Source organism: Dokdonella koreensis DS-123 (assembly GCF_001632775.1).
Lineage (GTDB): Bacteria > Pseudomonadota > Gammaproteobacteria > Xanthomonadales > Rhodanobacteraceae > Dokdonella > Dokdonella koreensis.
Map to the genome: position 1 here is coordinate 3,442,431 of NZ_CP015249.1, position 14,082 is coordinate 3,456,512.

The 14,082-nt window shown below is 67.3% G+C and carries 12 protein-coding genes; 4 read left to right on the plus strand and 8 right to left on the minus strand.

Translation table 11 applies throughout. The annotated features are described in order from the left end of the window. Window positions 1–343: 343 nt before the first annotated feature. The 4 genes from I596_RS18145 to I596_RS14055 form a co-directional block, all read right to left on the minus strand. Window positions 344–850, minus strand: a complete 507-nt coding sequence (locus tag I596_RS18145; protein ID WP_083965591.1) for a hypothetical protein — start codon at window positions 848–850, stop codon at window positions 344–346. 11 nt (window positions 851–861) lie between these two features. Continuing rightward, window positions 862–1,968, minus strand: a complete 1,107-nt coding sequence (locus tag I596_RS14045; RefSeq protein ID WP_067649217.1) for an XRE family transcriptional regulator — start codon at window positions 1,966–1,968, stop codon at window positions 862–864. A gap of 569 nt (window positions 1,969–2,537) precedes the next feature. Next, window positions 2,538–5,048 (minus strand): S8 family serine peptidase, encoded by a 2,511-nt coding sequence (locus I596_RS14050; RefSeq protein WP_067649219.1) that lies wholly within the window; start codon window positions 5,046–5,048, stop codon window positions 2,538–2,540. Window positions 5,049–5,649: 601 nt separating this feature from the next. Further along, a complete protein-coding gene (locus tag I596_RS14055) occupies window positions 5,650–6,405 on the minus strand; it encodes a TorF family putative porin (protein WP_150132176.1) in 756 nt (251 codons plus the stop codon). 148 nt (window positions 6,406–6,553) lie between these two features. Between I596_RS14055 and I596_RS14060 the strand changes: the two genes are divergently transcribed. The 4 genes from I596_RS14060 (at window position 6,554) to I596_RS14075 (ending at window position 9,906) form a co-directional block, all read left to right on the plus strand. Beyond that, complete coding sequence (locus I596_RS14060; protein WP_083965593.1) at window positions 6,554–7,183, plus strand: RNA polymerase sigma factor; 630 nt, start codon at window positions 6,554–6,556, stop codon at window positions 7,181–7,183. Window positions 7,184–7,187: 4 nt separating this feature from the next. Continuing rightward, the gene (locus I596_RS14065; protein ID WP_190278919.1) at window positions 7,188–7,856 is read left to right on the plus strand and encodes a zf-HC2 domain-containing protein; all 669 of its coding nucleotides are present in this window, start codon (window positions 7,188–7,190) and stop codon (window positions 7,854–7,856) included. Next, complete coding sequence (locus I596_RS14070; protein WP_067649228.1) at window positions 7,856–9,196, plus strand: S8 family peptidase; 1,341 nt, start codon at window positions 7,856–7,858, stop codon at window positions 9,194–9,196. The genes I596_RS14065 and I596_RS14070 overlap by 1 nt, the downstream gene beginning before the upstream one ends. Window positions 9,197–9,459: 263 nt before the next feature. After that, window positions 9,460–9,906, plus strand: coding sequence for a cupredoxin domain-containing protein (locus tag I596_RS14075; protein WP_083965594.1), 447 nt, complete (start codon window positions 9,460–9,462; stop codon window positions 9,904–9,906). Window positions 9,907–10,041: 135 nt separating this feature from the next. On the opposite strand, the gene secF is transcribed toward I596_RS14075, so the two are convergent. The 4 genes from secF to I596_RS14095 form a co-directional block, all read right to left on the minus strand. Further along, the gene (gene secF / locus I596_RS14080) at window positions 10,042–11,016 is read right to left on the minus strand and encodes a protein translocase subunit SecF (RefSeq protein ID WP_067649234.1); all 975 of its coding nucleotides are present in this window, start codon (window positions 11,014–11,016) and stop codon (window positions 10,042–10,044) included. A gap of 21 nt (window positions 11,017–11,037) precedes the next feature. Then, window positions 11,038–12,912 (minus strand): protein translocase subunit SecD, encoded by a 1,875-nt coding sequence (gene secD, locus I596_RS14085; protein WP_067649237.1) that lies wholly within the window; start codon window positions 12,910–12,912, stop codon window positions 11,038–11,040. 58 nt (window positions 12,913–12,970) lie between these two features. Then, on the minus strand, window positions 12,971–13,300 hold the full coding sequence (gene yajC / locus I596_RS14090) for a preprotein translocase subunit YajC (protein ID WP_067649240.1): 330 nt from the start codon (window positions 13,298–13,300) through the stop codon (window positions 12,971–12,973). A 121-nt stretch (window positions 13,301–13,421) separates the two neighbouring features. Next, entirely contained in the window at window positions 13,422–14,075 is a 654-nt protein-coding gene (locus I596_RS14095; RefSeq protein WP_067649243.1) for a rhomboid family intramembrane serine protease, read from the minus strand. Window positions 14,076–14,082 lie beyond the last annotated feature (7 nt).

The following is a 14,082-nucleotide window of genomic DNA, read 5'->3' on the forward strand; positions in this document are numbered from 1 at the left end:
GACAGGCTTGAGCTTCGCAACGCAACGAGCAAGCATCTAGTCGCCGAGGAAATCTCAAACGGCAAGCTCGTAGGGCGCGAAGCGAACGCTGTATGTCACGTTGCCGACACGCGGCGGACTTAGCCAGGTTGGCGCGTACTTGGCTCGGTGTCAGGGCGCGGCTGCCATCTGCGGCCAACGCTTTCGCGGCCGGCACAACGTGCTCGCGGAGCCAAGCATCGACGGCGTGGCCGCAAGTATCCAATTCATCGTGAACGGCGTTCTGTTCGACCACTTTGCGCTCATCAACCACGGCCTTGGCTTCCTGTTTTCGTGGATTGGAGGCGAGGCGCGCACTACGACATTAAAGTGCCCCAAGCCGGAGCTCTGTACGTTTGCGGACCAGCCAATCATCCCTAAAGTTATCCGGGAGGTTTTGAGTCAGGCGCGCATTAATGACCCTGCACATCGCATCGAGAGACACGAGTCGATCGAGCCAGTTCACTTGATGCGCGAATCGCACGACACCCATGTCCGGACTGTTCAATAGCCACGCGTCCTCGATTGTGGCTGCCCAGATTAGGAGGTCGCGCTCGCCTTCATCCAGACCCACTGATTGGTGGGTCAAGGTGAATTCGAGGCGCTGCTCGTCGGTCACGGTACCAATCAATTCCAGTCTCTCGCGGAGCCACGCTTCGTTGATAGTCCGCTCAGGTCTACGGCGCTGCCGTCCTCTCTGGGTTTCGACAATGACCTCTTCGACCGTGCAAACACGAAATCCATCGAGAAGCTGAGGAAGGCATCCACTGTCGTGCGCGGCAATGATGACGTTGGTATCAACAAGAACGCGTTGACCTCTCTGCAGGGGCATGATGCAGCCCCTTACATATCGAACGGCGTCTTCAAGCCGTGTTCCGTGAAGAGTTCCGCTAAGCCATCAATGGACTCGTCGACGATCTCGGAGGCCCGGCGCACCGTTACATAGCCTTGTTCGATGCCCCAGCCGAGCGCTTCGACGAATCGACGACTGAAATGCGGCGGCGGAACATTCTCACTTGCCACTCGGATCGCGGCAGACTCCAGACGCTTGGCCGTGGCTTGTGCAATGTGCTTCAAGCACGCGAGTCGCCAACGCATGGCGTCGCCGCTCACCAAAAACACGCTTGCGGCCGTCCGTACCCATTCGTTTAGATCAGCGATGAGACGGGGCAGAGGATGATCGTCGATATACTTCTGCAGCGACTCGGAAGGCATCAGCAGGCCTGCGGCAAAGTTATCCGCCAAGCTTTCGATGCGCCTGTAGCGCGCCGAGAGCTGCACGTCCCCTTCGATATGTTTAGGCTCCATCAACGACCAAGTGATGAGGTGGAACACCTCATGTGCCAAGTCGAAGTTCCGGCGCCCCTCGGATTCACGGCGATTAATAATGACGGTGTTCATGGCGCCGACTTGGCACGCCGCGCCGGACACCCCCTGCAGAGCATCCACATAAAGTACGAGCGTGTCCCAGCGTTCTTCCAGAGCATCAGCAAGCATAGCTGCTGGCACTGGGCCAAGTTCCAAGCTGCGGGCGATCGCTTCACCCGCGGCCCATGCCTCTTCGTACGAGCTCTTTGGGGTAAGTCCGATCTGCGTCAACGACGAGTTGATCGAGTCGCCTTTAAGGCGGCTCAGATGCCGATAGGTGGCGATCCAGCCACCCGCACGCTCCTCGAACATGTTTAAATTTTCGCCAACCTCCATGGTCCTCCGCCAGGAAAACTTGGCCTCACCGGCTAGGCGTAGCGGATCCGTGAAGTAATCAGGCTTAACGCCGAAAAACTGCGCTGCTTTGACCAGCTCTGGAATCGATATTGACCGCCCACCGCCTTCGATTTCCGAGAGGGTCTGGCGGTCATTGAATTGGAGCGCGGTCGCCAACTGCTCTTGCGTTGCACCGCGAATTTCACGCAGGGCGACCAGGCGCTTACGGATAGTGGCTTGATCCATAGTGGCTCCCTTCGGCTCTCAAGTTTATCTTGCAAATGCAAATTTTGCAAGAAACCCATGCCGAATCCAGCAGGCCTTACTGAAGGCTTGGGGCATGTCGGTCGCTACGGCCATCGGTACAGTGCAGGTGCAACCCTCAGTTCGCAGCGACTTCGCTAACCTTCGCTAACGTGCTGATATGGAACTTCTTTCCACTTCGTCTACCTTCGCTCGACTTCGCCAGAACATCAATAGCTTATTGATTTCCATGCAAACTTTTAATCCATTGGTCGATGGTTCGATCCCATCACGGCCCACCATCTCTCCTCGTCGATCCGGATGGCCCCTGCCGGGCTCGCCAGCGGCACCAGGCGTGCCCATCGCCTCGGCCGAGCCGCTGACGAGAAGCTCACCTCCCGGCGGGCAAGGCCCCTCCCGACGCGGTCATCGCCCCCCGTGGCCAAAAAAATGCCCCTCGAAGGGGCATTTTTTACGGCGCGGCCCCGACCAGGGATGCCGCGCCATGCTCGAAGCCTCGGATACCAGGCCGGCGGTCGTTTCCGGCGGTCCCCAACCTCCGGCCAGCGGCCTCATTTGCCGCCGGCCGCTTCCTCGAAGTCGTCCGCGAAGATCCCGTCGCTGGAGATGGCCACGCAATCGGAAAGCGCGCCCTCGACGTCGTTGCGGACGCCGCGCAGCTTGTAGGCGTAGCGCACGCCGGGTTGCGCACGTGCGTCGACCAGCGGCGAGGCCGCGCTGCTGGCGACGAGATGGAAATCACCCGGCGCCGCGTCCAGGCAGGTGCCGTCGGCGCGGTAGAGCTGGAAGCCCTCGGCGTCGGCGGCGCCGGTGAAGCCGATGCCGATGCCCTGGCCACCGCCGTCGACTTCGACCAGCGCGGTCGGTGCCGGCAGCGGCGTCGGATCGGGCATGGCGAACCCACCGGACACCGCCAGCGCATAGCCCTGGCGGTCGCTGCCGTCACTGCCGTTGCCCGGTACGGCGGTCGCCTTGACGCGGAACGTATAGCTGCCGGCGACCGGGGTCGTCAGGCGGACCTGCTCCACGGTGTCCTTCGCGTCGGCGCTGCCACCCGGCGTCGAATCGGCACCGGGGATCCGGTTGGCGCCGAGCAGGAGCGCACCGTCCGGCGCGACCACCTCCAGATCGAGGTTGTTGACCAGGGTCGAGGCGGCGCCGGGCACGGCCTCGGCGTCGAACCACACGAGCGTCGCGCGCAGCTCGATGCCGGCGGCGACATTCGCGATCGTGTAGGTGTGGACGTCGCCGGTCTCCAGGCCGGTGGGGTTGGTCCGCTCGAACAGGCGCAGGCGGCGGCTGTCGTCGCCGCCGGACAGCGTGTCCTTGAACCACAGGTTGCCGTCGAGCCAGGCGCGCCCCCAGCCGGTCGCGTCGTTCGGCCAGAGGTGGCCGTCGGCCTCGGACGTCAGCGCATGGGTGCCGTTCAACAACACGGCTTTCAACATGGCACCGGTCGGATGCAGGGCATCGGCGGCGGTTCGCTCGCCGCGCGGATAGAAGCCGTCGGTAAAGAACTGGCGCAGCAGCACCGCATTGCCGGCCAGCGTCGGTGTCGCCATCGACGTGCCCGAGAGACTGCGCGTCTGCGGCGCGCTGATCGTATCGGTGACGCTGCTGCCGACCACGCGGGCCGAGACGATGCTGGAGCCCGGCGCCGCGATGTCCGGCTTGGCGCGGCCGTCGGCGGCCGGGCCCCTGTTCGAGTAGCTCGCGTGCTGGGTGCTGCCGGCGTGGCCGAGTGCGGCGACGGTGAGCGCGCTCTTGGCATTGCCGGGCGAGCCGGTCTGGGTCGGGCCGGACATGTCGTTGCCGGCCGCGACGATCACCAGCAAGCCTTCGTTGCGGCGGCTGACCTCGTCGACCGAGGCATCGTTACCGTTGTACTGCCCTCCCGTCGATGCGCCCCAGCTGTTGCTGTGTACGCGCGCGCCACCGGCATAGGCCTGCTCCAGCGTTCCCTGGAAGTCCACGATGACGGGGCTGTTGTTGTTGCCGTTGTCCTGGAACAGCAGCTGCGCATTCGGCGCCATGCCATCGGCCAGGTCGTGGTTCGGCAGCAACGGTGTCGACGCCAGGTACGTGTTCGCGCCGAACGTGCCGTGCACGTCGCCGACCACGGTGGCGGTCACATGCGTGCCGTGACCGATGGTGAAGTCGTAGTCGACCGCACCCGGCTGGGTCCAGTAGGCGATGATCTTGTTGTCCGGGTGCAGCGTGCCGATGGTCGGCAATGCCGGACGCTCGGCATAGGTGACCTCGGTATGCGGGCCGGTGCCCTTGTCGAGCGTGGCGAACCAGGCCGCGTTCGGCGTCGTGCCGGAATCGGCCACGGCGACGATCTGGCCGCTGCCGGTCAGGCCGTGATCCCAGATCGGCGTCGGCCCGCAGACCACGCCGGTGCCGATGCACTCGGTCATCGCATTGCCCTGGATCGCGCCGACCGAGCCGCTGTTCGCCCACTGCGGCGCGATCCACGGTGCCACGTAGCTGACGCCGTCGATCGCGGTCGCCGCGCGCAGCAGCGCGTCCAGCTGGCCCGCATCGACCTCGGCGCGCACGTACGGCGCCGCCTCGGCGCGCACGCTGCGCTCGGTGATCGTCACGCCGGGAACGGCCTGGCGCAGCGCCTCGGCCATCGGTGCGGACGGCACCCCGGCAAAGGCATGCACGATGATCTCGTAGCGGCCGTTGTCCCGGCGCGCGGTCGAATCGACACGCCGGGCGGTCCACAGTTGCGGGTCGAGTTTCATCGCCGGCTGCAGCGGGCCGGCCCAGCGCACGCCCGGATGGGCGTTCAGTTCATCCAGGCCGTGACCGTCGAGGCGCACGTAGTAGGCGTTGTTCGGCAGGTAGCCGAGGAACCGGATGCCCTGTGCCGCCAACGCCTTGCGCGCGTCGAGACGGCCGGCTTCGAACTGCACGATCGCGTAGGCGGTGGGTCCTGCCGCCGCCGCGCCGACCGTGGCCGCATCGAGCTGCTGCGCGGCGGGATCGAAGATGCCGGCCTGCAGGATCAGCAGGGCCGGGTTCGTCCGCGCGGTCTCGATCGCGGTGAGCATGGGCGGTTCGGCCACGATCGTCGAGGACGCGGCGTGAACAGCCGGCACGCCAGCCAGTGCAAGGACGAGCGCAGCCGCGAGCGCGGTGCGCGATGGCAATGTGGGCATGAAACACACTCCTGGAAATGATGGATCGGCCACAGACGATTCGGCCGCTGACGGAAGGGTCCACGCCGCGCGATCCTGGCGCGGCCGGCGTATCGAGACTGTCGGCAGGAACAGTCAGGAAGGCGCCTGGAAACAACAAGCGTCGCCCGAAGGCCTTCGGCCAGGGCGAGGCATACCCCGCCGTTCCAGCCCGCCAACACAGGGCTTCCCCAAGCGATCCGCCGTTCGGCGACAGGTTGTATTGCGAGCCCGGGCGGTGTCGCAACGCCCCTCGCGACAGCCCTCGGAGACTTTGGCGACGCAGACTATGCCTTTCGTCGGGAGGCGTCACCTGAACAAATCCGGGAAATGATTCAGCCGGCAAGCCGGGGATCGTCGACGGCCCGATGCAGCACCGCGACCGCTGGCCAGGCTGCCCATCCGGCCAGCAGCCGCGCCTTGCCGGACCACCGCGCCGGGGCCTTCGCACTCACCTCAACGTCCATGGCATGCGCTAGAAGTTCCAGATCACCGAGGCCAGCCAGCGCGAGCGCACCGGGCGGCCGTCGACATCCCACCAGTAGCGCGGTGCCGTGGCGTCCGTCCAGACGTAGGCCAAGTACAGGTCGACATCGTCGATGCCGTAGCTCAACCCGGTGCTGATGTAGCCGTAGTCGTGATCGCCGCTGTGCGAAAGTGCGGCGTAGCCCACGCCGAAGTCGGCGGCGAGACGCTCGACGATCGGCTGGCGGAAGGTCGCTTCGGTCCAGGTCGCGACGCCGCTGCGTTCGTAGCGGCTCCTGGCATAGACCGACGTACGGTTCGGCGTCAGCGCCAGGCTCAGGCTCCAGCGGCCGCGGTAGCCGATCGCGGCGCTGATCTCGTCGTAGCGCAACTGGTTGCGCCAGAAGCTCCAGGGTTCATCGTAGTGCGCGACGCCGAGCCTGGCGGACCAGTCCGCATCGATCTGCCAATGACGATCGACGCGCAGCACGACCTGCTCCATCGCCGAGTCCTGTTCCGGACGCCGTTCGCCGATGGCGCCGCTGGCGCCGAGGCCGAGGGTCCATTCGGTGCCGATCGGGTAGCGCAGGTCCACCAGCCAGGCCGGCCGGTCGCTGCTGAGGCTGAGGCCGCGATAGAGGTTGTCGCTGGCCAGGGCGAGCGAGCCGTTCCAGCCCTGCGCCTGGGCCCGAACCGATGCCAGCACGCCGCAGGCCGCACACAGGACGGCCGGCCATACCGGCAGGACGCCGCAAGGGCGCCGCATCGTGCCCACCGCCATGCCGATCCCCCTGCACCCCGGAAAGGCCAATGCTAGCGGTTCCGGGGCGATGTCCGGGGTGCCGCGGGCGGAATCGAGGTATTCCACAACCTTCCGGCTCACTCGTGGTACATACGGCTAAGACCCTGACTCGATGGCTGGAGGCTTGAACGTGCCGCGCGAAGGCCGCCCCGATACCGAGCCCTGCGTGGAAGGCGGCAAGGATCCCGCCACCTGCGACCTCCAATGGCTGCGCCGCGCCGGCCAGGGCGATCGTGCCGCTTTCGAGCGGCTGTACCTTCACCATTATGACCGGCTCGCACGCTTCGTGGCACGGCACACGGCGCGGCGCGACCTGGTCGACGAGATCGTGAACGAGACGATGTGGGTGGTCTGGCGCGACGCGAACCAGTTCCGCGGCGAGGCCAAGGTCGCGACCTGGATCTTCGGCATCGCCTATCGCTGCCTGATGAAGACGCTGCGCGACCGGCCCGGCGTGCCGGAATCGACCACCGCCCAGGCCGAAGGCACGAGCGACGACGCCGAGCAGGTCGAGCTGAGCGACTGGGTGCGCCGCGGCCTGCTCGCGCTGCCGACCGAGCAGCGGATGACGCTGGAACTGGCCTACTACCTCGGCCAGTCCTGCGAGGAGATCGCCGCGATCATGGACGTCGCCGTCGGCACCGTGAAGGCGCGCCTGTTCCACGCGCGCCTGCGTCTGCGCAATACACTGCCGGCGCTCGGCGGCGAGGATTCACCCCATGCGCATGCGGCGCGAGGATGACCCGATGAACACGTCCACCCAGCTCCACCGCCAGATCTGGGACCTGATCCCCTGGATCGTCAACGGCAGCGCCAGCGCCACCGAGCGGCAGGCGGTCGAGGACCATCTCCGGCAGTGCGCCGACTGCCGCGACGAATACGCGTTCCAGAGCCGGCTGCATGCCGGCATCGCGACGGAGACGATGGATGTGCCGGATGCGGGCGGAGCGCAGGCGCAGGCCGGACTGCGCCGGTTGCTCGCGCGCATCGACCTCGAGAACGACGCGGCTCGATCCGGCCGGGTCGATTCTGGTGAACCGCGCAAGCGCCGCTTGCTCGATCGCGTGCTGATCGCGGCCGTGCTCGTGCAGGGGATAGGCCTGGCCCTGCTGGTCCCGCTGCTGTTGCAGCGCGGCGATACGAGCGCACGCTACCAGACCCTGACCAGCGCACCCGTGCACGCCTCGCAGGCGGTCATCCGCCTGGTGCCGGCGCCGACGCTGACGCTTGCCGAACTGCAGGCGATGCTGGCCGCCGAAGAACTGCGGATCGTCGAAAGCAATACCGGCGGCTCGATCTACGGTCTCGCGTTCGATTCGGATACCGCCGCGGACACCGCGCGTGCGGTCGAGCGCTTGCGTCGCTATCCCGGCATCCTGCTGGCCGAGCCGATCGGCCGCGCCGCGCTGCGCTGATGAATCGCCTGCCCGTCCGTTCGCCGACAGCGGCCGGCCGGATCGGCGGCCGGGTCGTCCTGTGCCTCCTCGCCCTGCTCGCTGTCACCTCACCGGCGCTCGCGACGCCGCCGCAAAGCCAGCTGGCACCGGAGCGCCTGCTGATCGTCGCGATCGCCGAAAGACCCGACCCGCCGCCGTCGGTCGGTTCGACCCCGCGCGGCTATGCCGGCCTGCCCAATTACAGCGGCAGCCTGCGCAGCGTCGCCAGCGCAGCGCGACTGGCGAAGGACTACGGCCTGCGCGAGGTCTCGGCCTGGACGATCACGTCGTTGCGGCTGCGCTGCATGCTCTACGAACTTCCGCCCACGGCCGACCACGATGAGATGCTGACGCGGCTGCGCCGCGACGATCGTGTACGCCTCGTGCAGCCGTTGCAGAGCTTCGACACCTTGACCGCGCCGCGAGCGGCCGCGGTGCCGGACACGGCAGCGGCCGCTCCCTACAACGATCCCTACATCGGCCTGCAGCGCGGCTTCGCCGCGATCGGCGCGGACCAGGCGCAGCGCTGGAGCAGCGGCACCGGCGTGCGCATCGCATTGATCGACAGCGGCGTCGACGTCGGGCATCCGGACCTGCGCGGGCGCATCGCGCTGGAACGCGATTTCGTCGGCGATCCGGACGCCCCCGCCGCGGAGGACCGGCACGGCACCCAGGTCGCCGGCGTGATCGCCGCGGTCGCCAACAACCGTATCGGCATCGCCGGCGTCGCGCCGGACGCCCACCTGTACGCATACCGCGCCTGCTGGAGCACGCCGGACGGTGCCGCGGCGCGCTGCAACTCGTTCACGCTGGCGCTCGCGCTGGATGCCGCCATCGGCGCCAGCGCACGGATCATCAACCTCAGCCTCGGCGGTCCGGCCGACCCGCTGCTCGAACAGCTCGCGCGCCATGCGATCGAGCACGGCGCGATCGTGGTCGGCGCGCTGCCGGCCAGCGGGCGCCTGGACGGTTTCCCGCTGAACGTGCCCGGTGTCATCGCGGTCGCCGACACCGACGATCCGCCGTCCGCGGAACGGATGCTGCGCGCGCCGGGCCGCGAGATCCTGACACTCGAACCCGGCGGCCACTACGACTATGCGTCCGGCAGCTCGCTCGCCGCGGCCCATGTCAGTGGCTCGATCGCCTTGTTGCTGCAACTGGACCCGCGATTGCGCGCATCCGACGCCGTCAGGCTGCTCGACGACGCAAACGACGCGACGGCGTCGATCAACGTCTGTGCGGCGGCGCAGGCCTTGCAGGGTTCCGGCGATCGCTGCCGGGACACGGCACCGCCGGCGCGCCGGCACGCCCAGCGCTGACAGCATCCCTCCGGGGCGCCGAACCGCCCAACCGCCGCGCCCCTCGAAGGCCACCGGGCCGGCCAGACCAAGGCCTGACGGCGCTTTTCGAGCAGCGGCGGGACCCGATCGGCCGGCCGGTCGGCCGGCGCGGACCGGCACCGGCGGTGCGCGGCGAGCGCCCCGGTCCACCGTCCGGCTCCGCGCCGGACCCGGCGCCCGACCGGCCGTATTCCCGGCCACCGGCCGAGGCAACCCGTTGGCCCGCCGGCGGTACTCAGAGGATGGACCTTCGTCCCCCTAGGAGATCATCGATGCGTCGCTACCCTCTTCTCATGACCGGCGCCTTCGCGCTCGCCGCCGCCGCTCCCGCGTTTGCCGGCAACCATACGGTGACCGCGCGACCGAACATGACCTTCGACCCCCCGTCGCTGACGATCGCCGCCGGCGATACGGTCACTTTCGTCAACGGCGGCGGCTTCCACAACGTCGAATCCGATCCGGATGCCGTGACCCCCTTCCATTGCTCGACGGCCTGCGGCGCGAGCCCGATCGGCGATCCGAGCAGCGCGATCTGGCAAGCGACCGTGACGTTTCCCGACGCCGGAACGGCACGCTACTTCTGCAGCCAGCACGGCGGCCCCGGCGGCGTCGGCATGGCCGGCATGATCATCGTCAAGGCCTCCGACGTGATCTTCGCGAGTGATTTCGAGAACCCCCCGGGCACCTGAAGCCGGCTGCGCCGATTGCAGTTCAGCCGCGAGCCTGCGGCGCGCGACGCCGGTGCCGTCCCGCGGTCGCATCACGGTCCGCACCAAAGAAAAACGCCCCTTTCGGGGCGTTTTTCGTATCCGGGCGAGGTGACGTCAAGGACGCCGCGCCAGCTCCGGGTCCTCGCGCGTGACCGGCATCAGGTCCTTCTTCGAGACACCGAGCAGCAGCAGGATCGGGTTGGCGAAGAAGATCGACGAGAGGATGCCGATGAAGATACCGATCAGCATGATCAGGCCGAAGTTCTCGAGCACCGGGCCACCGAGGAAGTACAGCGTGCCGACCGCCAGCGCCGTGGTGACGCCGGTCATGATCGTGCGCGACATGGTCGAGTTGATCGAGCGGTTCAGCACCTCGATCGAGTCGGCCTTGCGCGTGGACCGGAAGATCTCGCGGACGCGGTCGAAGACGACGATCTTGTCGTTGATCGAATAGCCGACCACCGACAGCACCGCGGCCAGGGCCGGCAGGTCGAACTCGCGCTGCGTCAGCGCGAAGATGCCGAGCGTCAGCAGCGTGTCGTGCGCCTCGCTGGCGACCGCCGCCACCGCGAAGCGCCATTCAAAGCGGATCCACAGGTAGATCGCGATGCCCAGCGCGACCACGATGACCGCGATCAGGCCGTCGGTCCGCAGCTCCTCGCCGACCTGGGGGCCGACGAACTCGCTGCGCTTGATCGTCACATCGGCGCGGCCGGCCTTGAGCGCCGCCAGCACGTCGTTGGCGATACGGTTGTGCGCCGCCTGGGAGGCACCGCCTCCCGCACCTTCGGCGGCCTTTTCGTCATCGCGCGGTGCGAAGCGGATCGCGAACTCGCGCGTGCCGCCGAGGCTCTGCACGACCGGGTTCTCGAAGCCCGCATTGGTCAGGGCCGTACGCACGTCGGCCACCTCGGCCGACTCCTGGTAGGCCACCTCGACCAGGGCGCCGCCGGTGAAGTCCAGGCCGTAGTCGAGGCCGCGCACGAAGATCACGCCGGCCGACAGGACCATCAGCAGGCAGGAGATCACCAGGCTGGCCTTGCGCCAGCCCATGAAGTTGATGTTGGCGTTGGGATTGAAGAGTTCCATGATCGCTCTCGACTCGGCGCTTTAGACCGAAAGGGATTTGAGTCTGCGACCGCCGAGCGTCGCCTGGACCAGGGCCCGCGTCACCGTGACCGCGGTGAACATCGAGGTGAGGATGCCGATCGCCAGCGTGATCGCGAAGCCGCGCAGCGGGCCGGAACCGAACGCCATCAGGCCGAAGGCGGCGATCAGGTGCGTCACGTTGGCGTCGAGAATCGTGGCCCAGGCTTTTTCGTAGCCGGCACGGATCGCCGCCAGCGGCGTGCAGCCGTTGCGGATTTCCTCGCGGATGCGTTCGCAGATCAGCACGTTGGCGTCGATCGCCATGCCGAGCGTGAGCACGATGCCGGCGATGCCCGGCAGGGTCAGCGTCGCCTGGAACAGGCTGAGGATCGCCACCAGCAGCACCAGGTTCAGCAGCAGCGCGAAGTCGGCCATCAGGCCGAAGAGCCGGTAGTAGAACGCGACGAAGACCACCACCAGCGCCAGGCTGATGAGCACCGCATGGATCGCGGTACGGATGTTGTCCTGGCCGAGGCTGGGGCCGATGACGCGCTCCTCGACGATGTCGACCGGCGCCGCCAGGGAGCCGGCGCGCAGGAACAGCGCCAGGTCCGAGGCTTCCTTCATCGAGCCGATGCCGGTGGTGTTGAACTTGTTGGAGAACACGCCGCGGATCGTCGCCGCATTGATCACTTCCTCGGTGATCTTGGGCACCGTCACTTCCTTGCCGTCGACGATCTTCGTCTCGGGGATGCGCTCGATGTAGACCGTGGCCATCCTCCGGCCCACGTTCTCGCGCGTGAAGTCCAGCATCTTGCGGCCGCCGGCCGAATTGAGCGTGATCGAGACCGCCGGCTCGCCGGTCTGCGGATCGGGCGAGCTGGACGCGTCCACGAGCTCGTCACCGGTAACGATGACGCGCTTCTTGAGCACGATCGGCGAACCGTCACGGTGACGGTACAGGCGCGAATCCGGCGGCACCTGGCCGGTGCGCTGCGCCTCCATCGGGTTGGTGTTCTCGTCGACCGCACGGTACTCCAGCGTCGCGGTCGCGCCGAGGATCTTCTTCGCCTCGGTCGTGTCCTGCACGCCCGGCAGCTCGACGACGATGCGGCTGTCGCCCTGCTGCTGGATCACCGGCTCGGCGACGCCGATCGCATTGATGCGGTTGCGCAGCGTGGCCACGTTCTGCTTGATCGTGTTCTGGGCGATCTCGACCAGGCGCTCGCGCTTGATGCGGGCGATCAGGGTGTAGGAGTCCCCGACGACCGGGCCGTTCTCCAGTTCGAGCTCGGGCGAGGAGGCCGTGATCGCGCTGAAGGCGGCGTTGCGGTCTTCCTCGCTGCGCAGCTGCGTGACCAGCCCCTGCGCGCCGCGGCCGACCGACTTGGCGCGGATGCCCTTCTCGCGCAGCGCGGTCTGGATGTCGCCGACGTAGCGCAGCTCCTGGGTCTCGAGCACGTTCTTCTGGTCGACCTGCATCAGGAAGTGGACGCCACCCTGGAGGTCCAGGCCGAGCGGCATCGCGTTGGCACCGATCGCCCGCAACCAGCCCGGGACGGTGGAGGCCAGGTTCAGCGCGACGACGTAGCGGTCGCTGTCGCCCTTCTCCGCGAAGTCGGTCTTGATCGTATCGGCCGCCTTGTTCTGCAGGTCGAGCGTCGACACGCGCACCATCAGGCGCTCGCCCTCGATCGTAATGCTCTCGAACGAGAGCTTGGCCGCCTCGAGGACGCCCTGAACGCGCTCCTTGAGCGCATCGTCGATCGTGGCGCCGCGGTTGGCCGAGACCTGCACCGCAGGCTCCTGCAGGAAGATGTTCGGTAGCGAGTAGAGCAGACCGGCGAAGATGACAAGCGCCACCAGCCAGTACTTCCAGCGTGGAAAATCGTTCATTCGTATGGACCGATCGGAAGCCGCGACCACCCGTCGCGGCGCGGGGAAACGCGGACGATCAGGACTTGAGCGTGCCCTTGGGCAGAACCGCCGCGATCGCCTGCTTCTGCAGCTTGACGCTGACGCCCGGAGCGATCTCCAGCGTCACGTGCGATTCGGCCAGGTCCTCGATTCGCCCGAGCAGCCCGCCAGTGGTCAGCACCTCGTCGCCCTTGGCCAGGGCGGCGATCATCGCGCGCTGTTCCTTGGCCCGCTTCATCTGCGGCCGGATCAGCATGAAGTAGAAGATGCCGAACAGGATGATCAGCGGCAGGAACGACATCAACGGGTTGGGAGCGGCGGCGCCGGGCGCAGCCTGGGCAAAGGCGGAACTGATCAGGAAATCCATGACGACTCCAGTCTTCGGACGCGGCGGGAAACCCGCCGGAAAAAGGTCGTGGATTATGCCACGCGCGGTCGCAGCCCGCACCGCGGGCCGCCGCGCTCCCGCCGGACGGCCCCGACCGGCCTCAGCGCATCAGGATCCGCCGCGGCTTGATCGGCAGGCGGCCGCGCCAGTACTGGATCAGGACGAAGCCGACCGCCATGCCGCCCAGGTGGGCGAAATGCGCCACGCCCGACTCGGTCCGCGTGATGCCGAAGACCAGCTCCATGGCGCCGTAGAGGATCACGAACAGCCAGGCGGGCATCGGGACCGGGATCAGCAGCGCCATCACGCGCGCCTGCGGGTACATCATGCCGAAGGCCAGCAGCAGGCCCATGACCCCGCCGGACGCGCCGAGCGTGGGATAGAACCCGCCGGTGAAGAAGCTCACGACGACCAGCTGGGCCGCCGCCGCGCCGATCACGCAGACCAGGTAGTAGATCGCGAACGGGCGCGACCCGAACAGCCGCTCGATCGGGCCGCCGAACATCCACAGCGCCAGCATGTTGAAGGCGATGTGGGCGAAGCCGCCGTGCAGGAAGCCGTACGTGACGACCTGCCAGACCTCGAAGCCCACGCGCAGCGCGACACCGTTCTCGATGCCGTAGACCTGGTGCGGACCGAGCGGCCAGAGCGCGAAATGGATGATCAGCCAGTCGCCCAGCCACTGCTGGAGCACGAACAGCGCGACATTGACGGCCAGCAGGGCGCGGGTGACGGGAGGCAGGTCGGAAAGCATGAAGGCT

What these genes read in the sequence shown, in the direction of transcription:
- I596_RS18145 (WP_083965591.1), bottom strand. Translation starts at nt 850, where the DNA reads ATGCCCCTGCAGAGAGGTCAACGCGTTCTTGTTGATACCAACGTCATC.
- I596_RS14045 (WP_067649217.1), bottom strand. Translation starts at nt 1,968, where the DNA reads ATGGATCAAGCCACTATCCGTAAGCGCCTGGTCGCCCTGCGTGAAATT.
- I596_RS14050 (WP_067649219.1), bottom strand. Translation starts at nt 5,048, where the DNA reads ATGCTCACCGCGATCGAGACCGCGCGGACGAACCCGGCCCTGCTGATC.
- I596_RS14055 (WP_150132176.1), bottom strand. Translation starts at nt 6,405, where the DNA reads ATGCGGCGCCCTTGCGGCGTCCTGCCGGTATGGCCGGCCGTCCTGTGT.
- I596_RS14060 (WP_083965593.1), top strand. Translation starts at nt 6,554, where the DNA reads ATGGCTGGAGGCTTGAACGTGCCGCGCGAAGGCCGCCCCGATACCGAG.
- I596_RS14065 (WP_190278919.1), top strand. Translation starts at nt 7,188, where the DNA reads ATGAACACGTCCACCCAGCTCCACCGCCAGATCTGGGACCTGATCCCC.
- I596_RS14070 (WP_067649228.1), top strand. Translation starts at nt 7,856, where the DNA reads ATGAATCGCCTGCCCGTCCGTTCGCCGACAGCGGCCGGCCGGATCGGC.
- I596_RS14075 (WP_083965594.1), top strand. Translation starts at nt 9,460, where the DNA reads ATGGACCTTCGTCCCCCTAGGAGATCATCGATGCGTCGCTACCCTCTT.
- secF (WP_067649234.1), bottom strand. Translation starts at nt 11,016, where the DNA reads ATGGAACTCTTCAATCCCAACGCCAACATCAACTTCATGGGCTGGCGC.
- secD (WP_067649237.1), bottom strand. Translation starts at nt 12,912, where the DNA reads ATGAACGATTTTCCACGCTGGAAGTACTGGCTGGTGGCGCTTGTCATC.
- yajC (WP_067649240.1), bottom strand. Translation starts at nt 13,300, where the DNA reads ATGGATTTCCTGATCAGTTCCGCCTTTGCCCAGGCTGCGCCCGGCGCC.
- I596_RS14095 (WP_067649243.1), bottom strand. Translation starts at nt 14,075, where the DNA reads ATGCTTTCCGACCTGCCTCCCGTCACCCGCGCCCTGCTGGCCGTCAAT.